The sequence below is a fragment of the Pseudomonas sp. P9_2 genome, assembly GCF_034008255.1.
Lineage (GTDB): Bacteria > Pseudomonadota > Gammaproteobacteria > Pseudomonadales > Pseudomonadaceae > Aquipseudomonas > Aquipseudomonas synxantha_A.
On sequence record NZ_CP125376.1, the window covers coordinates 1243248 to 1264329 of the forward strand.

Genomic DNA, 21082 nt, shown 5'->3' on the forward strand with positions numbered 1-21082 from the left:
TAACGCGAGTCGAGGGTTATTTCCTCTAATCAGAGGATTTAACGCCAATAGAGTTCACGACCTGGCACCACGACCCTCTCCAACATCCCAGAACCCATGTAGGAAGGGGCTTGCCCCCTCCCACATTTTTTAACCGCGATGGTTAGTCGAGGGCTTTCCAGATCTCGGTGGCGTACTCGCGGATGGTCCGGTCCGAGCTGAACCAGCCCATGCGCGCGGTATTGAGCACCGCCGAACGCCACCATTCCTTGGAATCGTGCCAGTGGGCTTCGACCCGCGCCTGGGCGTCCCAGTAAGAGTCAAAGTCGGCACACACCAGGAAACGGTCGTAGTCGATCAGCCCATCGATCAAGCCCACATAGCGCCCCGGATCATCCGGCGAGAACACCCCGCCACGGATCGCTTGCAACACGTCGTTCAAGCGATGGGACGCGGCGATGTCCGGCCCGGCGTTGAACTCACCGGCGTGCTTGCGGGCTTCCACCTGCTGGGCACTGAGGCCGAAGATAAACATGTGCTCGGCGCCGACCCGCTCGTGCATCTCCACGTTGGCGCCGTCCATGGTGCCGATGGTCAGCGCGCCGTTGAGGCCGAACTTCATGTTGCTGGTACCCGAGGCCTCGAAGCCGGCAGTGGAAATCTGCTCCGACAAGTCCGCCGCCGGAATGATGCTCTCCGCCAGGCTGACGTTGTAGTTGGGCAGGAACACCACTTTGAGCAAACCGCGCACGGTCGGGTCGTTGTTGACGGTGCGGGCGATGTCGTTGGTCAACTTGATGATCAGCTTGGCCTGGTGGTAGCTGGCTGCAGCCTTGCCGGCGAAGATTTTCACCCGCGGCACCCAGTCGGTGCCCGGCTCGGCGCGGATCGCCTGGTACAGCGCCACGGTGTGCAGCAGGTTGAGCAGTTGGCGCTTGTATTCGTGGATGCGCTTGACCTGCACATCGAACATTGCCGCCGGGTTGATCGCGATACCCAGGCGCTCATGAATGATCTGGGCCAGTGCTCGCTTGCTGTGCAGGCGCTGTTCAGCGAAAGACTTGCGGAAAGCCTGCTTCTCGGCGAACGGCTCCAATTCGATCAAACGCTGCTCGGGCTGGTCGAGAATATCCGGCCCCAGGGCTTCCACCAGCATATCGGTCAGCTTGGGGTTGGCCTGGTACAACCAGCGGCGGAAGGTGATGCCGTTGGTTTTGTTGTTGATGCGTTCGGGATACAGCTTGTGCAGCTCGGAGAACACCGTGCTGCGCATCAGCTGAGTATGCAGGCCCGATACACCGTTGACGCTATGGGAGCCGAGGAATGCCAGGTTGCCCATGCGCACGCGGCGGCCGTTGTCTTCTTCGATCAGCGAGACGGCGCGCAGTACGTCGAAGTCGTGGATGCCCTTGGCGCGCAACGAGTCGATGTGCTGGGCGTTGATCAGGTAGATGATCTGCATGTGCCGGGGCAACATGCGCTCCATCAGACCTACGGGCCAGGTTTCCAGCGCCTCGGGCAGCAGGGTGTGGTTGGTGTACGACAGGGTTTCGACGGTGACATCCCACGCGGCTTCCCACGGCACATCATGCAGGTCGACCAGTTGGCGCATCAGCTCGGCCACGGCGATGGACGGATGGGTGTCGTTGAGCTGGATCGCGGCGTGTTCGCCCAGGCTCAGTACCGAACCGTGCATGTTCTTGTGGCGGCGCAGCAAATCCTGCAAGGACGCCGAAACGAAGAAGTACTCCTGACGCAGGCGCAGTTCCTGCCCCGCTTCAGTGCTGTCGGCCGGGTAAAGCACGCGAGAGATGCTTTCGGCACGGGCTACTTCGGCGACGGCGCCCAAGTGGTCACCGGCATTGAAGCGCTCCAGGTGCAAGTCTTCCACTGCCCGTGCACGCCAAAGGCGCAGGGTGTTGACGCTGGCGCCACGCCAGCCGACTACCGGGGTGTCATAGGCAACAGCCCTGACAGTTTCGTTGGGCGACCACACCTGGATCATCTTGCCGGAGGCGTCCGCCAGGGTTTCGACGCTGCCGCCAAAGCCGATCGGGTAAATCACTTCGGCGCGTTCGAATTCCCAAGGGTTACCAAAATCCAGCCAGCGTTCGGTCTGCTCCTGCTGCCAGCCATCAACGATGGCCTGGCGGAACAAGCCGTGTTCATAGCGAATGCCATAGCCATGGCCGGCAATCCCCAGGGTCGACATGCTTTCCATAAAGCACGCCGCCAGACGGCCCAGGCCACCATTGCCGAGAGCCGCGTCGGGCTCCAGCAGGCGGATGCGCTCCAGATCGACTCCCAACTCCGACAGCGCTTCACGGGCGATCTCCAACACGCCCAGATTGCTCAGGCTGTCGTACAACAGACGGCCAATGAGAAATTCCAGCGAGAGGTAATAAACGCGCTTCTGGCCTTTGCGATAAATACGCCGCGTGTGGTCCATCCAGTGATCGACCATCTGGTCGCGGGCGGCCAGGGCAATGGCTTCGAACCAGTCATGGTCGAAGGCGTGATCCGGGTCTTTGCCCACCGCGTAGGTGAGTTTGGTCAAGACAGCATCGCGGAATGCGGCTACCTCTGCTTCTCGTGCAAGCGGTTCCTGAGACATCGGTGCGACCTCGGGCGAGATTGAAGGAGTTGCTAGAGCCTAGTCGGTCTGACAGACGGTAGACGTGCTGGTTCGGCAGTTTTTTAACTCATTCACCATTGGCTGAATTTGATGCAGGGGTCGTGCCCGATCAGCCCGCGGCGAAGCCTTTGAGCTGAAACCTGCAAAATATTGTTCAAAAAACCACCAATCCCGGTATGATCCCGCGCCCGTATACCGCCCCACACTGGAACCCTGATGAAGCCTCAACTGATCGCCGCCGCGGAACTCGACCGTCTAGAGACCTGGCAGAAATATTCCGCCCACATGTGCGGCGGCTGCGTGTCCAGCTGTTGCACCCTGCCGGTTGAGGTGAAGATCAAGGACCTGATCCGCATTGGCATCGTCGACGAGTTCGAGCGTGGCGACCCGCCGAAGAACATCGCCAAGCGTTTGCAGAAAGAAGGCATCGTCGAGCGCTACAACAACAAATCCGAGATTTTTACCCTACAGCGCATGAGCAACAACGACTGCCTGTATCTGGATCGTAAGACGCGCTTCTGCACTATTTATGACAAGCGCCCGGATACCTGCCGCAACCACCCGAAAATCGGGCCGCGGCCGGGGTATTGCGCGTATAAGCCGAAAGAAGTGGTGCGCGAGACCAACTTCAAGACTCTCGATAAATTCTGACTCGGGTTTTGTAGTGTTCTGAAGGGCCTCATCGGGGGCAAGCCCCCTCCCACACTTTGATTTGGGAACACATTCAACTGTGGGAGCTGGCTTGCCTGCGATGGGGCCAGTAAAGACAACACACAAACAGCAGGCACAAAAAAACGCCCCCGGCCTTTCGACCGGGGGCGTTTTTCATTCAGCCTGAGTTAACTCAGTTCTTGGCTTTCTTGGCAGCGCGGGTACGCTCGCCTTCGTCCAGGATCTTCTTACGCAGGCGGATCGACTTAGGCGTGACTTCGCACAGCTCGTCGTCCTGGATGAATTCCAGGGCCTGTTCCAGGGTGAAGCGAACAGGTGGAACCAGAGCGATGGTTTCGTCTTTGCCCGAAGCACGCATGTTGTCGAGCTTCTTGCCTTTGGTTGGGTTGACGCCCATGTCGTTGTCACGGCTGTTCAGACCAACGATCTGGCCGTTGTAGATCTCTTGACCGTGTTCAACGAACAGCTTGCCACGCGCCTGGAGGGTTTCCAGGGAGTAGGTCAGCGCCTTGCCGGTTTCTACCGATACCAGAACACCGTTCTGACGGCCGGACATGTCGCCGGACTTCATGGTGTCGTAGCGATCGAAGATCGAGGTCAGGATGCCAGCACCGTTGGTCAGGGTCAGGAACTGGTTACGGAAACCGATCAGACCGCGAGCAGGGATGTTGTATTCCAGACGTACACGGCCTTTGCCATCCGGCACCATGTTGGTCAGGTCGCCCTTACGCAGACCCATCTCTTCCATGACCTTGCCCTGGGATTCTTCAGGGGTGTCGATGGTGACGTTTTCGAACGGTTCCTGCTTCACGCCGTCAACAGTACGGATGATCACTTCCGGACGACCAACACCCATTTCGAAGCCTTCGCGACGCATGGTTTCGATCAGTACCGAGAGGTGCAGCTCACCACGGCCGGAGACCTTGAACTTGTCAGCCGAGTCGCCTTCTTCAACGCGCAGAGCAACGTTGTACAGCAGCTCCTTGTCCAGACGCTCCTTGATGTTACGGGAGGTCACGAACTTGCCTTCTTTACCGCAGAACGGCGAGTCGTTTACCTGGAAGGTCATGGAAACGGTTGGCTCGTCAACGGTCAGAGGCTTCATCGCCTCAACGTTGTCCGGCTGGCACAGGGTGTCGGAGATGAACAGCGAGTCCATGCCGCTTACGCATACGATGTCGCCAGCGAAAGCTTCTTCAACGTCGATACGGTGCAGACCGTGGTGACCCATCAGCTTCAGGATACGACCGTTACGCTTCTTGCCGTCGGCGCCGATAGCCACAACCGGGGTGTTCGGCTTGACGCTACCACGAGCGATACGGCCAACGCCGATAACACCCAGGAAGCTGTTGTAGTCCAGTGCCGAGATTTGCATCTGGAACGGGCCGTCACGGTCAACTTTCGGCGCGGGTACGTTGTCGACGATCGACTGGTACAGCGGGGTCATGTCTTCAGCCATGTCGGTGTGGTCAAGACCAGCAATACCGTTCAGGGCCGAGGCGTAGATGACCTGGAAGTCCAGCTGTTCTTCGGTAGCACCCAGGTTGTCGAACAGGTCGAAGATCTGGTCCAGAACCCAGTCCGGACGCGCGCCTGGACGGTCAACCTTGTTGATGCACACGATCGGACGCAGGCCGGCTTCGAAAGCCTTCTTGGTCACGAAACGAGTTTGCGGCATAGGGCCGTCTTGAGCGTCAACCAGCAGCAGAACGGAGTCAACCATCGACATTACGCGTTCTACTTCGCCGCCGAAGTCGGCGTGGCCCGGGGTATCCACGATGTTGATGTGGTAGCCGTTCCAGTTGATGGCGGTGTTTTTTGCCAGGATGGTAATACCGCGCTCTTTTTCCTGGTCGTTGGAGTCCATCACGCGCTCGTCGTTGAGCTCGTTGCGCTCCAGGGTGCCGGATTGACGCAGGAGTTTGTCTACCAGGGTGGTTTTACCATGGTCAACGTGAGCAATGATGGCGATGTTACGTAGATTTTCGATCACTTGTGTATCTCGATCAGAGGATTCGGTGTGCTGACAGGTCGTGGCAGCGATTAACAGTAGAGTCAGGCCTTGCCGTTACAGCTTGACGGCAGAGTCGGGGGGCCGGTGACGCAGGCCACAGGCAAACAGCCCCGGGCTCTTAGCTCGGTCGATAAACGCGCACATTGGCATGCCCCTCACTGAGCAAATGGTGGGCATGCAGGCGACTCATCACGCCTTTGTCGCAATACAACAGGTACTGACGGCTGTTATCCAGTTCCTTGAAACGCGCGTTCAGTGCGTAGAACGGCAGCGTTTGCACGTCGATGCCGGCGATTTCCAGCGGCTCATCCTCAGCGGCATCCGGGTGACGGATGTCGATGACGATCTGGCCGGCCAGGGCTTCGCTGACTTCTTCGATTTTTACATCCTGACCCAACTCGTCGATCACCCGATCGATTGGGACCAGCTTGGCGTTCTCGAGCGCACGCTCCAGAATCGCCATGTCGAATTCTTTCTCTTCATGCTCCACGCGGTGACGCTTGGCGTGGGTCTTTGGGTTCACCGAAATGACCCCGCAGTACTCGGGCATGTGCTTGGCAAAGTCGGCGGTGCCGATTTGCTCTGCCAGGTCGATGATGTCCTGTTTGTGGCTGGCGATCAGCGGGCGCAACACCAGCTTCTCGGTGACGCAGTCGATGATCGACAGGTTCGGCAGCGTCTGGCTGGACACCTGGGAAATCGCCTCGCCGGTCACCAGCGCGTCAATCTGCAATTGATCGGCGATTCGGGAAGCGGCGCGCAACATCATACGCTTCAATACCACGCCCATATGACTGTTATCGACTTTGCCGAGAATTTCGCCCAGCACTTCCTCGAACGGCACGCTTACAAATAGCACGCGCTGGGAGCTGCCGTACTTCTTCCAGATAAAGTGCGCAACTTCCATCACGCCCAATTCATGGGCACGCCCGCCCAGGTTAAAGAAGCAGAAGTGGCTCATCAGGCCGCGGCGCATGATCTGGTAGGCCGCCACCGTGGAATCGAAACCGCCGGACATCAATACCAGGGTCTGTTCCAGGGCGCCCAGCGGGTAGCCGCCGATGCTGTTGTGCTGGCTGTGGATCACAAACAACCGTTGGTCGCGAATTTCCATGCGCACTTCAATTTGCGGCGCTTTAAGGGAAATTCCAGCGGCGCCGCACTCGCGACGCAGCTTGCTGCCGACGTATTTCTCGACATCCATGGAGCTGAAGGTGTGCTTGCCGGCACGCTTGCAGCGCACCGAAAAAATCTTCCCTTCAAGCGCACTGCCGTAGTGCTGCTTGCACTTTTCGGTGATGTCATCGAAGTCGCCCAGCGGGTACTCATCCACCTGCAGGAAATGCGCGATGCCCGGCATGCAGCTCAGGCGCTCGGTCATGTCCTTCAAGGCTTTGGCGTCGGTAATGCGGGTTTCCAGCTCGAGGTTGTCCCACACGCCGTTCACCACCACAGCCGGGTCCAGGTCACGGAGCACGGCACGGATGTTCTTGGCCAACTGACGGATGAAACGCGTCCGTACCGGTCGGCTTTTGATGGTGATCTCGGGGAAGACTTTAACGATTAATTTCATGGAAACAGCGCGCGCCGGGCCTGCTGAAAAAGGGGGGCGCGGATTATAGCGGAAATCGCTCAAGGTTTAACCAGTTAATATGCATCGAACGTGCAACGCACCAAAACAGGTCATTTACACAAATAAACGCTACATTGTAGTGCGCTATTTCTCGCGCTTTGGCCTATTGCACCGCTTTAGGGGCCATTTTGAGGCAAAAAGACCATGTTGGCGCACTGGCATGTAATTTGCTCTCTTGTGAGGCAGGTTGCCTTGGCGGAGTATCCGCGCCGGCATCACCCACATTCTAAGGGCTAACTCCACTACCCAAGCCCGAAGCCACCCGGAGGACACCATGTCGAAGTCGGTTCAACTCATCAAAGATCATGACGTTAAATGGATTGATCTGCGCTTCACGGACACAAAAGGCACTCAGCACCACGTGACCATGCCGGCTCGCGACGCGCTGGATGATGCTTTCTTCGAAGAAGGCAAAATGTTCGACGGTTCCTCCATCGCCGGCTGGAAAGGCATTGAAGCTTCCGACATGATCCTGATGCCGGACGACAGCACTGCCGTGCTGGACCCGTTCACCGAAGAGCCGACCCTGATCCTGGTCTGCGACGTGATCGAGCCGTCGACCATGCAAGGCTACGACCGCGACCCACGTGCGATCGCCAAGCGTGCCGAGGAATACCTGAAGTCCACCGGTATTGGTGACACTGTATTCGTGGGCCCGGAGCCAGAGTTCTTCATCTTCGACCAGGTTAAGTTCAAGTCCGACATCTCTGGCTCCATGTTCAAGATCTACTCCGAACAAGGTTCGTGGATGTCCGACCAGGACGTGGAAGGCGGCAACCATGGCCACCGTCCAGGCATCAAAGGCGGCTACTTCCCGGTTCCACCGTTCGACCACGACCACGAAATCCGTACCTCCATGTGCAACGCCATGGAAGACATGGGCCTGGTCATCGAAGTGCATCACCACGAAGTGGCGACTGCCGGCCAGAACGAAATCGGTGTGAAGTTCAACACCCTGGTAGCCAAGGCTGACGAAGTTCAGACCCTGAAGTACTGCGTACACAACACTGCCGTCGCTTACGGCCGTACCGCTACCTTCATGCCCAAGCCTCTGTACGGCGATAACGGTTCGGGTATGCACGTTCACCTGTCCATCGCCAAAGAAGGCAAGAACACTTTCGCAGGTGAAGGGTATGCCGGCCTGTCCGATACCGCCCTGTACTTCATCGGCGGCATCATCAAGCACGGTAAGGCCCTGAACGGCTTCACCAACCCGTCGACCAACTCCTACAAGCGTCTGGTCCCAGGTTTCGAAGCGCCGGTAATGCTGGCCTACTCGGCGCGTAACCGCTCTGCCTCGATCCGTATTCCTTACGTGTCCAGCCCGCGCGCTCGCCGTATCGAAGCTCGCTTCCCGGACCCGGCTGCCAACCCATACCTGGCCTTCGCTGCACTGGTCATGGCCGGCCTGGACGGTATCCAGAACAAGATCCACCCTGGCGACGCCGCCGACAAGAACTTGTACGACCTGCCGCCTGAAGAGGCCAAAGAGATCCCACAAGTGTGCGGCAGCCTGAAAGAAGCCCTGGAAGAGCTGGACAAGGGCCGTGCGTTCCTGACCAAAGGCGGCGTGTTCAGCGACGACTTCATCGACGCTTACATCGCCCTGAAAAGCGAAGAAGAAATCAAGGTGCGCACCTTCGTACACCCACTGGAATACGAGCTGTACTACAGCTGCTGATCCGGTAGCGCGGCTTCTTAAGAGCGGCGTGACGAAAAAGACCTCCCCCGGGAGGTCTTTTTTTTGCCTGGGCGTTACGCTACGCCAGCTCTGCAAACCCAATCAAAGTGTGGGAGCTGGCTTGCCTGCGATAGCGCACTACCGGCCACCTGCTGTATCACTGACATACCGCCATCGCGGGCAAGCCCGCTCCCACAGGAGATCACCTTTGAGGCATCGACTTGTATTTGCCCTGCTGTTCATCAGTGCCAGTGCGAGCGCTGCGCCGCCTACGCTCGAACCCCTGCTCAACAGCATCGCCGAACGCCTGGAGATTGCCGACCAGGTGGCCTTGAGCAAATGGGACAGCCACAAGCCCGTCGAAGACAAAAACCGCGAGCAGGAAGTGATCGCCAGCGTCGTCGCTCAGGCCTCGAGCTACAAGCTTGAGCCCGCCGCCGCCGAGCAGTTTTTCTCCGCGCAGATCGAGGCGAACAAACTGGTGCAATACACCCACCTGTCCGACTGGCAGTTTCAGGGCAAGGCACCGGACGACCCACGCCCCGACCTGGTGAAGCAGATTCGCCCGCAGTTGGATGAGCTGCAAAAACGCCTGCTGCAACAACTGGCCGACTTCACCCCACAGCGCACCGACCCGCAATGCCCGCAATGGCTGGCCGAGGCGGTGCATGAGCCTTTGAACGATCCGCTGCGCCAACTGGCAATGATCCGCGCCACCGCCGAACTCTGCATCTACAAAGGTTAATGACTGCAAACCCGGTAAAAATGTGGGAGCAAGCCCCCCCTCCCACATTTGGACTGCATGCATTCAGGGCCATCTCTGGCAGCTTCCTGAACAACCTTCGCAAAACCGCACTATATTGGTGCGATAGGTTGCACCCTCACTCCAGCCACAGCCCATTTTGGTTCGAATCTTCCCGATCAAACTGGCAGAACGCCACAGTTTCGCGCCACAAACGCCTATTTCAGGGCTTTAACGCTTCTTTTCGGAGCCTTGGTTTGGTTTTTGCATTTTCCTTGTATCAGCGTGTGCCTCAAGCCTGCGCCTTGCTCCAAAAGAGGTCCCGATGACCATCAGTGATGCACTGCACCGTTTGTTACTCGACAACCTGACCACCGCGACCATCCTGCTCAATGCCGATCTGCGCCTTGAGTACATGAACCCGGCGGCGGAGATGCTCCTGGCCATCAGCGGCCAGCGCAGCCATGGGCAGTTCATCAGCGAGCTGTTCACCGAGTCGGCCGAAGCCTTGAGCTCGTTGCGCCAGGCCGTGGAGCAAGCACATCCGTTCACCAAGCGCGAAGCGATGCTCACCGCCCTCACCGGCCAGACACTGACGGTCGATTACGCGGTAACCCCCATTCTGAGCAATGGCGCCACGCTGCTATTGCTCGAAGTACACCCCCGCGACCGCCTGCTGCGCATCACCAAGGAAGAGGCGCAGCTGTCCAAGCAGGAAACCAGCAAGATGCTGGTGCGCGGCCTGGCTCACGAGATCAAGAACCCGCTCGGCGGGATTCGCGGTGCCGCGCAACTGCTGGCCCGCGAACTGCCCGAGGAGCATCTCAAGGACTACACCAACGTCATCATCGAAGAAGCCGACCGCCTGCGTAACCTGGTGGACCGGATGCTCGGCTCCAACAAGTTGCCGTCATTGGCGATGACCAACGTGCATGAGGTGCTGGAGCGCGTCTGCCAACTGGTCGAGGCCGAAAGCCAGGGCTGCATCACCCTGGTACGCGACTATGACCCGAGCATTCCCGACGTATTGATCGACCGCGAGCAAATGATCCAGGCGGTGCTCAATATCGTGCGCAACGCCATGCAGGCCATCAGCAGCCAGAACGAGCTGCGCCTGGGCCGCATCAGCCTGCGCACCCGCGCCCTGCGCCAGTTCACCATCGGCCATGTACGCCATCGCCTGGTGACCAAGGTCGAGATCATCGACAACGGCCCCGGCATTCCCGCCGAACTGCAGGAAACCATCTTCTTCCCCATGGTCAGTGGCCGCCCGGACGGTACCGGGCTGGGCCTGGCCATTACCCAGAACATCATCAGCCAGCACCAGGGCCTGATCGAATGTGAGAGCCATCCCGGCCACACCACGTTCTCGATCTTCCTGCCATTGGAACAAGGAGCCCCCACGACATGAGCCGTAGTGAAACTGTCTGGATCGTCGATGACGACCGTTCTATCCGTTGGGTCCTGGAAAAAGCCTTGCAACAGGAAGGCATGACCACCCAAAGCTTCGACAGCGCCGACGGGGTGATGAGCCGCCTGGCACGCCAGCAGCCGGACGTGATCATCTCCGACATTCGTATGCCCGGCGCAAGCGGCCTGGACTTGCTGGCGCGCATCCGCGAGCAGCACCCGCGCTTGCCGGTGATCATCATGACTGCGCACTCGGACCTGGACAGCGCTGTCGCGTCCTACCAGGGCGGCGCCTTTGAATACCTGCCCAAGCCATTCGACGTGGATGAGGCGGTGGCGCTGGTCAAGCGCGCCAACCAGCACGCCCAGGAACAACAGAACCAGGAAGCCCCGCCAACCCTGACCCGCACCCCGGAAATCATCGGTGAAGCGCCAGCGATGCAGGAAGTGTTTCGCGCCATCGGGCGCTTGAGCCACTCCAACATCACTGTGCTGATCAATGGCGAGTCGGGCACCGGTAAAGAGCTGGTGGCCCATGCCCTGCACCGTCACAGCCCGCGTGCGGCCTCGCCGTTTATCGCACTGAACATGGCGGCGATCCCCAAGGACCTGATGGAGTCCGAGCTGTTCGGCCATGAGAAAGGCGCGTTCACCGGCGCGGCCAACCTGCGTCGCGGGCGCTTTGAACAGGCCGACGGCGGCACGCTGTTTCTCGATGAGATCGGCGACATGCCGGCCGATACCCAGACCCGCTTGCTACGGGTGTTGGCGGACGGTGAGTTCTATCGTGTCGGCGGGCACACACCGGTCAAGGTTGATGTGCGCATCATTGCGGCCACCCACCAGAACCTCGAAACCCTGGTACACGCGGGCAAGTTCCGTGAGGACTTGTTCCACCGCCTCAATGTGATCCGCATCCATATCCCGCGCATGTCGGACCGCCGCGAAGACATTCCGACTCTCGCCCGCCACTTCCTCAGCCGCGCCGCCCTGGAGCTGGCGGTGGAGCCCAAGCTGCTCAAAAGCGAGACCGAGGAATACCTCAAGAACCTGCCGTGGCCCGGCAACGTGCGCCAGCTGGAGAACACCTGCCGCTGGATCACCGTAATGGCCTCCGGGCGTGAAGTGCATATCAGCGACCTGCCGCCTGAGCTGCTGAGCCTGCCGCAAGATTCGGCACCGGTAACCAACTGGGAACAAGCGCTGCGCCAATGGGCCGACCAGGCGTTGGCGCGCGGCCAGTCGAACCTGCTGGACAGCGCCGTGCCGGCATTCGAGCGGATCATGATTGAGACCGCGTTGAAGCATACCGCCGGCCGCCGTCGCGATGCGGCCGTGCTGCTGGGTTGGGGGCGCAATACCCTGACGCGCAAGATCAAGGAATTGGGGATGAAGGTAGATGGTGGGGATGATGATGAGGGTGATGAGGCCTGATCACACCTCCCAGATCCACTGAAAGTCTTATGTGGGAGGGGGCTTGCTCCCTCCCACATTTGGATCTCTGCAATTCCACGACTGTGCACCGCTTCAATGCACCATGAACCGGCATCGGGCACGGGCCGGATACGTGGAAGACCGTTATCGCGGAACAACTCTCGCAAGCTGAAACCACCAAAGCCCCGGATTACGGGGCTTTGCGCTTTTTGGAAAAATTTTATGGGTGAAATTGCAAACTCTGGCACGCGCCCTGCAATAACCCTCGTACAACCCAGTTTCGGGGACCTTGGTACAGGCAGGCCGAGAATCCCCTCTTTAACACCGAAGCCCTTGGCTTCACCCGTTTTGGGAGCCCTGGTACAGGCAGGCCGGGAACTCCCTCTTTTATTGCTCTTGGAGATGGACCTCCAGCCGCCAGCGGTCATCGACCTGCTCGCCTTTCCACTCCCCACGCAACGGTCGCGCCGCCACCAGGTTCAGCAGCAAACCACCATCGGTCTTGCGCACACGCCAGTTCACGTCCTTGTCATTGACCTTGAGCTGCCCGCTGGCCGCCTTGCCCTGGGCGTCAAACAGCAGCGCCACGGTGCCGTCGATATGCTCGCCGTGCAGCTTGGGTTCACGGTTGAACCACACCGCTACACCGTCGACAGCCGGCACCACCTCCAGTAACTGGGCTGGGTCTGGCGTGGTCAGGCGACCGATCATCAAACCCACCATCAAGCCGACAATCGCCAACGAGCCCAAAACCCTCGGCAATAGCTTCGGCCTCGGGTCTTCTTCAGGGGTAGAATGCAGCGCATCTTTGCCTTCGGAGCCGTGCATGTTTCACGTCATCCTTTTTCAACCAGAAATTCCGCCGAATACCGGCAACGTTATCAGGCTGTGCGCCAACAGTGGCTGCCACCTGCATTTGATCGAGCCGTTGGGCTTCGACATGGACGACAAGCGCCTGCGCCGCGCCGGGCTGGACTACCACGAGTACGCCACCCTCAAGCGTCACGCCGACCTGGCCAGTTGCCTGGAAAGCCTGGGCCATCCGCGCCTGTTCGCGTTCACCACCAAGGGTTCGCGCCCGTTTCACGATGCCAGCTTTGCCGAGGGCGATGCCTTCCTGTTCGGCCCGGAAAGCCGTGGCCTGCCGGCCGAGGTGCTCGACGCATTGCCCGATGGCCACCGCCTGCGTTTGCCGATGCGCGAGGGCTGCCGCAGCCTGAACCTGTCCAACACCGTCGCAGTGGCCGTCTACGAAGGCTGGCGCCAGCTTGGCTTTAAGTAACACCGCATAACAAATGTGGGAGGGGGCTTGCCCCCGATGACGGAGTGTCAGTCAACATCTAAGTGACTGGTCCACCGCTATCGGGGGCAAGCCCCCTCCCACATTTTTTATCGCATCGACTTACTGAACGGTCGGCGCGCCTTCCTGTTGCATGCGCTGCAGCTCTTGGGCGTACAGGGCATCGAAGTTCACCGGAGCCAGCATCAGTGCCGGGAACGAGCCACGGGTGACCAGGCTGTCCAGGGTCTCACGGGCATACGGGAACAGGATGTTCGGGCAGAACGCGCCCAGGGTGTGGCTCATGGACGCTTCGTCCAGGCCCTGGATCAGGAAGATGCCGGCCTGTTGCACTTCAGCGATGAAGGCCACTTCTTCGCCGTTCTTGACGGTGACCGACAGGGTCAGCACCACTTCGTGGAAGTCGCCTTCCAGGGCTTTCTGACGGGTGTTCAGGTCCAGCGCAACGCTTGGGGTCCATTCCTGACGGAAGATCGCCGGGCTTTTCGGCGCTTCGAACGACAGGTCACGCACGTAGATGCGCTGCAGCGAAAACTGTGGGCCTTGGTCTTGCGCTGCTTCGGTGTTCTGTTGATCAGTCATCGCAGATCCTTCTTTATCTTGGGGTTCTTAAGGGGTTAGCAGTCAGACGGACAGCAGCGCATCAAGTTTACCGGCGCGCTCCAGAGCGAACAGGTCATCGCAACCACCGATGTGCTTGGCGCCGATCCAGATCTGCGGGACCGACGTGCGGCCGGCCTTCTGGGCCATTTCGGCACGCACCTGGGGCTTGCCATCGACCTTGATCTCTTCGAAGGCAACACCCTTTTTCTCAAGCAGGGCCTTGGCCCGCATGCAGTAAGGGCACCAATCGCTGGAATACACGACAACCTGGCTCATATCACTTCACCAACGGCAGGTTATCGCCACGCCAGCTGCTGATACCACCCGACAGCTTGGCGGCGGTGAAGCCGGTCTTGAGCATCTCGCGGGCGTGGGTGCCGGAGTGCTGGCCTTGGGCGTCGACCAGGATGATGGTCTTGGCCTTGTATTTTTCCAGCTCGGCCAAGCGTGCGATCAGCTTGTCCTGGGGAATGTTCAGGGCGCCAACGATATGGCCGGCGGCATAATCCTTGGCCGGGCGAATATCGACGACAACGGCCTCATCCTTGTTGACCAGCGCGGTCAGCTCCGACGTGCTCAGGCTGCGACCACCGCGGCTCAGTTCATGTGCGATCAGCAACGCCAGCAGGATGACGAAGGCACCCACGAGCAGGTAGTGGGCAGTGGCAAATGCAATCAGGTGATCAACCATCAAGGAGGTTCCAGGGCGTTAAAATGGCGGTAAGTATACACAGCCGCCAAGGAGGGCCAACCCCCGTAAAGCGGTGACGCGCTCGGAACTTCGCTTTAAACTGCCACTCCCTTTTCCATTGTCTTCCTTTATTACCGCCGCGAGAGGATCTATGACTACCACGCCTAAACCTTTGGTCCTGATAATTCTCGATGGCTTCGGACACAGTGAAAGCCACCACGACAACGCCGTGTACTCGGCCAACAAGCCCGTGCTGGACCGCCTGAGCGCTACCGTCCCCAACGGATTGATCTCCGGTTCCGGCATGGACGTGGGCCTGCCAGACGGCCAGATGGGCAACTCGGAAGTCGGCCACATGAACCTTGGCGCCGGACGAGTGGTATACCAGGACTTCACGCGTGTGACCAAAGCGATCCGCGATGGCGAGTTTTTCGAGAACCCGACCATCTGCGCCGCGGTCGATAAAGCGGTGGCCGCCGGCAAGGCCGTGCATTTCATGGGCCTGCTGTCGGACGGCGGGGTACACAGCCATCAGGACCATCTGGTGGCCATGGCCGAACTGGCCTTCAAGCGCGGCGCCGACAAGATCTACCTGCACGCCTTCCTCGACGGCCGCGACACCCCGCCGAAAAGCGCGCAATCGTCTATCGAACTGCTCGACACCACCTTCGCCGCCCTCGGCAAGGGCCGCATCGCCAGCCTGGTGGGCCGTTACTTTGCCATGGACCGCGACAACCGCTGGGACCGCGTGTCCCAGGCCTACAACCTGATCGTCGACGGCCAGGCCGAATTCAATGCCGCCACTGCCCAGGAAGGCCTGGAAGCGGCCTACGCCCGTGGCGAGAGCGATGAGTTCGTCAAAGCCACCACCATCGGCGAGCCGGTGAAGGTCGAAGACGGCGACGCCGTTGTATTCATGAACTTCCGCGCCGACCGTGCCCGCGAGTTGAGCCATGTGTTCGTCGATGAAGGTTTCAAGGACTTCGAGCGCGCACGCCAGCCGAAAGTCGAGTTCGTCATGCTCACCCAGTACGCCGCCAACATCCCGGCCCCGTCGGCGTTCGCCCCGGGCAGCCTGGAAAACGTGCTGGGTGATTACCTGGCGAAAAACGGCAAGACCCAGCTGCGCATCGCCGAGACCGAGAAATACGCCCACGTGACGTTTTTCTTCTCCGGTGGCCGCGAAGAACCGTTCCCGGGCGAAGAGCGCATCCTGATCCCATCGCCAAAAGTCGCCACCTACGACCTGCAGCCGGAAATGAGCGCGCCGGAAGTGACCGACAAAATCGTCGATGCCATTGATAACCAGCGTTACGACGTGATCGTGGTGAATTACGCCAACGGCGACATGGTCGGCCATAGCGGTAACCTGGAAGCGGCGGTCAAGGCCGTTGAATGCCTGGACCTGTGCGTTGGCCGCATTGTCGACGCCCTGGAAAAAGTCGGCGGCGAAGCGCTGATCACCGCAGACCATGGCAACTGCGAGCAGATGTCAGACGAGTCCACCGGTCAGGCGCATACCGCGCACACGACCGAGCCGGTGCCGTTCATCTACGTTGGCAAGCGCGACTTCAAAGTGCGTAATGGCGGCGTACTGGCGGATGTGGCGCCGACCATGCTGATGCTGATGGGGCTGGAGCAACCGAAGGAGATGACCGGGACCTCCATCCTGGTCTGATCCAAAGTACGCCACAAAACAGTGTGGGAGCGGGCTTGCCCGCGATAGCGGCTAATCAGTCGACATCTATGTCGCTGACCCACCGCAATCGCGGGCAAGCCCGCTCCCACATTGGTTTTGTGGCGTTTGGTAGATATCTTTTTGCCATACCACCGCCACTCGGCACCTATCTTGCCCGCAAGCCCCAATTGGGCGTTTTTTTTGCAGCGCTTGGCGGGCATACTAGGCCGTCCTTTTCCCCTGGTGTCGCCCGCCTCTATGCTTCGCGCCTTGATAACCCTTGCTCTTGTCTGCCTGCTCCAACCGGCGTTTGCCGATGAGCGCGCACAAACCCAACAACAGTTGGACGCTACGCGTCAGGACATTACCGAGCTGAAAAAGCTGCTCGGCAAGCTCCAGGAAGAAAAATCCGGGGTGCAAAAAGACCTGCGCGGCACGGAAACCGAAATGGGCAAGCTTGAGAAGCAGGTCCAGGAGTTGCAAAAAGAACTAAAGAAGAGCGAGTCGGAACTGGAGCGACTCGACGCTGAGAAAAAAAAACTCCAGAGCGCACGCGTTGAACAGCAACGCCTGATCGCGATCCAGGCCCGCGCCGCCTACCAGAGCGGCCGCCAGGAATACCTCAAGCTGCTGCTCAACCAGCAGAACCCGGAAAAATTCGCCCGCACCCTCACCTATTACGATTACCTGAGCCAGGCGCGCCTGGCGCAATTGAAGGGTTTCAATGAAACCCTGCGCCAATTGGCCAATGTCGAGCAGGAAATTGCCGACCAGCAGTCGCAACTGCTCGACCAGAAAAGCGCCCTCGACGTTCAGCGCGACCAGTTGGACAAGGTGCGCAAGGAGCGCCAGCAGGCTCTGGCCAAGCTCAACAGCGATGTAAAAGCCCGCGACGCCAAGCTCCAGGCCCGCGAGCAGGATCAGGCCGACCTGGCCAAAGTGCTCAAGACCATCGAAGAAACCCTGGCCCGCCAGGCACGCGAGGCCGAAGAAGCGCGGCAAAAAGCGCTGATCGCCCAGCAGGAAGCGGAAAAAAAGCGTCAGCGTGAGGCCGAACTGGCTGCCACCAGCGACGCGCCGGCACCGCGCAAACCCGTGCGCGCCAGCCCCGGCCCGCTGGTTTCCAGCAGCGGCGAGTCATTCGGCGGCCCTTTTGCTTCAGCGCGGGGCAAACTTCCATGGCCGGTTGATGGTCGACTATTGGCACGCTTTGGGGAAACCCGTGGCGATGACACCCGCGCCAAGTGGGATGGGGTGATGATCAGCGCCTCAGCCGGCAGCCAGGTCCATGCCGTTCACGGTGGGCGCGTGGTGTTTGCCGATTGGCTGCGGGGCGCCGGTTTGCTGGTGATTCTCGACCATGGAAATGGCTATTTGAGCCTTTACGGCCACAATCAGACATTACTCAAGTCGGCAGGTGATGTTGTAAAAGCCGGTGAATCCATCTCCACTGTCGGTAACAGTGGCGGCCAGGACACCCCGGCGCTGTACTTCGCTATTCGTCAGCAGGGTCGCCCGAGCGATCCCGCACAATGGTGCCGTTCCCAAGGATAGGGCCGCATCTACATTAGGAGTTCGTTCGACATGCTGCATTTGTCCCGCCTCACTTCGCTGGCCCTGACGATCGCCCTGGTGATCGGCGCGCCTCTGGCTTTTGCCGACCAGGCTGCACCCGCTGCAATGGCCGCGACCACCAAGGCGCCGTTGCCGCTGGATGAGCTGCGCACCTTTGCCGAGGTCATGGACCGGATCAAGGCAGCGTATGTCGAACCCGTAGACGACAAGGCCCTGCTGGAAAATGCCATCAAGGGCATGCTCAGCAACCTCGACCCGCACTCCGCCTACCTGGGCCCTGAAGATTTCGCCGAGCTGCAGGAAAGCACCAGCGGCGAGTTCGGTGGCCTGGGCATCGAAGTGGGCTCCGAAGACGGCCAGATCAAAGTGGTCTCGCCCATCGACGATACCCCTGCATCCAAGGCCGGTATCCAGGCCGGCGACCTGATCGTGAAGATCAACGGCCAGCCGACCCGTGGCCAGAGCATGACCGAGGCCGTCGACAAGATGCGCGGCAAGCTCGGCCAGAAAATCACCCTGACCCTGGTACGCGACGGCGGCAACCCGTTTGACGTGACCCTGGCCCGCGCGACCATCACGGTCAAGAGCGTGAAGAGCCAGTTGCTGGAGTCGGGCTACGGCTACATCCGTATCACCCAGTTCCAGGTCAAGACCGGCGACGAAGTGGCCAAGGCCCTGGCCAAGCTGCGCAAAGACAATGGCAAGAAACTCAACGGCATCGTGCTCGACCTGCGCAACAACCCCGGCGGCGTGTTGCAGTCGGCAGTTGAGGTGGTCGACCACTTTGTCACCAAGGGCCTGATCGTTTATACCAAAGGCCGTATCGCCAACTCCGAACTGCGCTTCTCGGCCACCGGCAACGACCTGAGCGAAAACGTGCCGTTGGCGGTGCTGATCAACGGCGGCAGTGCCTCGGCGTCGGAAATCGTCGCCGGCGCCCTGCAAGACCTCAAGCGCGGCGTGCTGATGGGCACCACCAGTTTCGGCAAAGGCTCGGTGCAGACGGTGTTACCGTTGAACAACGAACGCGCATTGAAAATCACCACAGCGCTGTATTACACACCGAACGGCCGCTCGATCCAGGCCCAAGGCATCGTGCCGGACATCGAAGTGCGCAGGGCCAAGATCACCAACGAGATCGACGGCGAGTACTACAAGGAGGCCGACCTGCAGGGTCACCTGGGCAATGGCAACGGCGGTGCCGACCAGCCTACCGGTAGCGGCGCCAAGGCCAAACCGATGCCGCAGGACGATGACTACCAACTGGCCCAGGCGCTGAGCCTGCTCAAGGGCCTGAGCATCACGCGCAGCCGTTGATCATGCGTTTTGCCCTGATCATCGCTGTGCTGTGCAGCCTGGCAGGTGTCGCTCACGCGGCCCCTGCCGGCGAACCCCACAAAGCCTACCTGACCCTCATCATCGACGACCTGGGGCAAAACCTGCCGCGCGATCGCCGTGTACTTGCGCTGCCCGGCCCGGTGACCGCCGCGATCATGCCCGACACGCCCCATGCCGCCGAATTCGCCCGCGAGGCGCACAAGGCCGGCAAGATCGTGATCCTGCACATGCCCATGGACCCGGCCACCGGCCCCTTCGCCTGGCACCCCGAGCTGCCGGTGGAAGAACTCGGCAAGCGCCTGGACGCCGCGTTTGAAGCCGTGCCCTACACTGCCGGTATCAACAACCATATGGGCAGCCGCATGACCGCGCAGCCGCAGGCCATGACGTGGTTGATGGCCGAGCTGCAACGGCGCCACAAGTTCTTTGTGGACAGCCGCACCAGCGCGCAGACCGTCGCCGCCGCCGAGGCGCAGAAGATCGGGCTGGCGCATGTATCGCGGGATGTGTTCCTCGATGACGAACGCACCGAGGCGGCGATTACCACCCAACTGCAAACCGCAATCAAGCTGGCGCATAAGCAGGGTTCGGCGGTGATGATCGGGCACCCTTACCCACAGACCCTGGCGGTGCTGGAGCGCGAGCTGCCCAAGCTCAAGGCCCAGGGTATCGACTGGATCGATATCAAGTTGATGATCAGCGTGCGCAGCAATCGAGCCATGAGTGCCCACGGCAAAAACGGCATTTACCGCTAAATGAAGCCAGCGAAGATCCAATGTGGGAGGGGGCTTGCCCCCGATGGCGGTGTGTCAGCTGAAAATGTATTGGCTGATCTACCGCTATCGGGGGCAAGCCCCCTCCCACATTTTGACCGCGTTTATTCTGCGCAACTGCCAACTTCAGAGGTAACGCGCCATGATTTCGTCTACACGACCGCTCTTGCGTAACTCATCCAGCGCCGCCTGGAGCTTGGCGACCACCTCATCAGGCACTTCCCTGTTCAACGCCAAATAAAGCTGCGCACTGTTGAACCGCAACACCGTCTTGAGCCCGCTCACACCCACCTGGCGCGCTAGATAACGCCCGGCGGGATCGCCAGTGGCCCACAGGTCGATCTGGCCGTCCATGAGCTTTTGCGCATTGTCCTGATCGCGCAGAGCGACAATCGGATTGAGCCCCTGTTTTCCCAAGGTTTCGGCAATCGCGTCGCCCTTGTAAGCGCCGATCCTGTAGCGGCGGGCGTGCTCAAGATCGTCGAGCTGGATATTGCTGTCAGCCTTGGCCAGCAGCACCCAATCGTCCGGGCCGATGGGGCCGACCCATTTGAACAAGGCTTCACGGTCCGGCAGCCGCGCCATCACAAATACACCGTAGCCAGGCTTTTCCAGGGCGAGTTTGTAGATTCGCTCCCAAGGAAAACGCAACGTAAGGTTGTAGGAAATGCCGGCGCGCTGGAAGGTTTCGCGCACAATGTCCACGGCGATGCCTTCGATGTTCTCGTCCTTGGCGAAGTTCTTGCCGTTTTTCGCCATGTTGTAGGGCGGGAAATTTTCCGTCAGCAGCACCAGGGAGGCGTCAGACGGCTCTTCGGCTTGGGCCGTACCGCCCATGAGCATGGAGGTACTGGCGAGGGCGAGCAGCAGGTGTTTGAACATGAAGGCTACCGGAATCCATGGCAAGCGCAGAGAGTGCCGCGA

18 protein-coding genes are annotated in these 21082 nt (G+C 60.0%); 10 read left to right on the forward strand and 8 right to left on the reverse strand.

Features of this window, described 5'->3' with window-relative positions; genetic code table 11:
• Positions 1 to 142: 142 nt before the first annotated feature.
• A complete protein-coding gene (locus QMK52_RS05385; protein ID WP_078820070.1) occupies positions 143 to 2593 on the reverse strand; it encodes a glycogen/starch/alpha-glucan phosphorylase in 2451 nt (816 codons plus the stop codon).
• A gap of 237 nt (positions 2594 to 2830) precedes the next feature.
• Between QMK52_RS05385 and QMK52_RS05390 the strand changes: the two genes are divergently transcribed.
• A complete protein-coding gene (locus QMK52_RS05390) occupies positions 2831 to 3265 on the forward strand; it encodes a YkgJ family cysteine cluster protein (protein WP_003187815.1) in 435 nt (144 codons plus the stop codon).
• A 193-nt stretch (positions 3266 to 3458) separates the two neighbouring features.
• Here the strand turns inward: QMK52_RS05390 and typA are convergent, their stop codons facing one another.
• Positions 3459 to 5279 (reverse strand): translational GTPase TypA, encoded by a 1821-nt coding sequence (gene typA, locus QMK52_RS05395; RefSeq protein ID WP_005783945.1) that lies wholly within the window; start codon positions 5277 to 5279, stop codon positions 3459 to 3461.
• A gap of 139 nt (positions 5280 to 5418) precedes the next feature.
• Positions 5419 to 6873: a tRNA uracil 4-sulfurtransferase ThiI gene (gene thiI, locus QMK52_RS05400; RefSeq protein ID WP_005783943.1), complete on the reverse strand. Its 1455-nt coding sequence runs from the start codon at positions 6871 to 6873 to the stop codon at positions 5419 to 5421.
• Between the two features lie 334 nt (positions 6874 to 7207).
• On the opposite strand from thiI, the gene glnA reads away from it, so the two are divergent.
• The 4 genes from glnA to ntrC all read left to right on the forward strand — a co-directional run bounded on the left by glnA (position 7208) and on the right by ntrC (position 12200).
• Positions 7208 to 8614 carry a type I glutamate--ammonia ligase gene (gene glnA / locus QMK52_RS05405; RefSeq protein ID WP_005783941.1) on the forward strand — a complete coding sequence of 469 codons (1407 nt, stop codon included), beginning with the start codon at positions 7208 to 7210 and terminating at the stop codon, positions 8612 to 8614.
• 208 nt (positions 8615 to 8822) lie between these two features.
• Complete coding sequence (locus QMK52_RS05410) at positions 8823 to 9359, forward strand: chorismate mutase (RefSeq protein WP_320403885.1); 537 nt, start codon at positions 8823 to 8825, stop codon at positions 9357 to 9359.
• 322 nt (positions 9360 to 9681) lie between these two features.
• Positions 9682 to 10767, forward strand: coding sequence for a nitrogen regulation protein NR(II) (gene glnL, locus QMK52_RS05415; RefSeq protein WP_005783937.1), 1086 nt, complete (start codon positions 9682 to 9684; stop codon positions 10765 to 10767).
• Positions 10764 to 12200 carry a nitrogen regulation protein NR(I) gene (gene ntrC, locus QMK52_RS05420; protein WP_003187806.1) on the forward strand — a complete coding sequence of 479 codons (1437 nt, stop codon included), beginning with the start codon at positions 10764 to 10766 and terminating at the stop codon, positions 12198 to 12200. The genes glnL and ntrC overlap by 4 nt, the downstream gene beginning before the upstream one ends.
• Before the next feature lie 387 nt (positions 12201 to 12587).
• On the opposite strand, the gene QMK52_RS05425 is transcribed toward ntrC, so the two are convergent.
• Positions 12588 to 13028 (reverse strand): hypothetical protein, encoded by a 441-nt coding sequence (locus QMK52_RS05425; RefSeq protein ID WP_005783934.1) that lies wholly within the window; start codon positions 13026 to 13028, stop codon positions 12588 to 12590.
• Between QMK52_RS05425 and QMK52_RS05430 the strand changes: the two genes are divergently transcribed.
• Positions 13027 to 13482, forward strand: coding sequence for a tRNA (cytidine(34)-2'-O)-methyltransferase (locus tag QMK52_RS05430; protein WP_003171120.1), 456 nt, complete (start codon positions 13027 to 13029; stop codon positions 13480 to 13482). The genes QMK52_RS05425 and QMK52_RS05430 overlap by 2 nt on opposite strands.
• Positions 13483 to 13602: 120 nt before the next feature.
• Here the strand turns inward: QMK52_RS05430 and secB are convergent, their stop codons facing one another.
• Genes secB through QMK52_RS05445 form a run of 3 tightly spaced genes read right to left on the reverse strand, consistent with a single transcriptional unit; the run spans position 13603 to position 14794 of the window.
• Positions 13603 to 14082 (reverse strand): protein-export chaperone SecB, encoded by a 480-nt coding sequence (gene secB, locus QMK52_RS05435; RefSeq protein WP_005783933.1) that lies wholly within the window; start codon positions 14080 to 14082, stop codon positions 13603 to 13605.
• Between the two features lie 42 nt (positions 14083 to 14124).
• Positions 14125 to 14379, reverse strand: coding sequence for a glutaredoxin 3 (grxC, locus tag QMK52_RS05440; protein ID WP_005783931.1), 255 nt, complete (start codon positions 14377 to 14379; stop codon positions 14125 to 14127).
• A 1-nt stretch (position 14380) separates the two neighbouring features.
• Positions 14381 to 14794 (reverse strand): rhodanese-like domain-containing protein, encoded by a 414-nt coding sequence (locus QMK52_RS05445; protein ID WP_003187796.1) that lies wholly within the window; start codon positions 14792 to 14794, stop codon positions 14381 to 14383.
• Positions 14795 to 14945: 151 nt separating this feature from the next.
• Here QMK52_RS05445 and gpmI point away from each other — a divergent pair, with 151 nt between their 5' ends.
• The 4 genes from gpmI to QMK52_RS05465 all read left to right on the forward strand — a co-directional run bounded on the left by gpmI (position 14946) and on the right by QMK52_RS05465 (position 20140).
• Positions 14946 to 16472 (forward strand): 2,3-bisphosphoglycerate-independent phosphoglycerate mutase, encoded by a 1527-nt coding sequence (gene gpmI / locus QMK52_RS05450; RefSeq protein WP_005783929.1) that lies wholly within the window; start codon positions 14946 to 14948, stop codon positions 16470 to 16472.
• A 258-nt stretch (positions 16473 to 16730) separates the two neighbouring features.
• Positions 16731 to 18026, forward strand: coding sequence for a murein hydrolase activator EnvC (locus QMK52_RS05455; protein ID WP_320403886.1), 1296 nt, complete (start codon positions 16731 to 16733; stop codon positions 18024 to 18026).
• Between the two features lie 30 nt (positions 18027 to 18056).
• Positions 18057 to 19364: a S41 family peptidase gene (locus QMK52_RS05460; RefSeq protein ID WP_005783925.1), complete on the forward strand. Its 1308-nt coding sequence runs from the start codon at positions 18057 to 18059 to the stop codon at positions 19362 to 19364.
• Positions 19365 to 19366: 2 nt separating this feature from the next.
• Complete coding sequence (locus tag QMK52_RS05465; RefSeq protein WP_320403887.1) at positions 19367 to 20140, forward strand: divergent polysaccharide deacetylase family protein; 774 nt, start codon at positions 19367 to 19369, stop codon at positions 20138 to 20140.
• Between the two features lie 144 nt (positions 20141 to 20284).
• Here the strand turns inward: QMK52_RS05465 and QMK52_RS05470 are convergent, their stop codons facing one another.
• Positions 20285 to 21040, reverse strand: a complete 756-nt coding sequence (locus tag QMK52_RS05470) for an ABC transporter substrate-binding protein (RefSeq protein ID WP_320403888.1) — start codon at positions 21038 to 21040, stop codon at positions 20285 to 20287.
• Between the last annotated feature and the right edge of the window lie 42 nt (positions 21041 to 21082).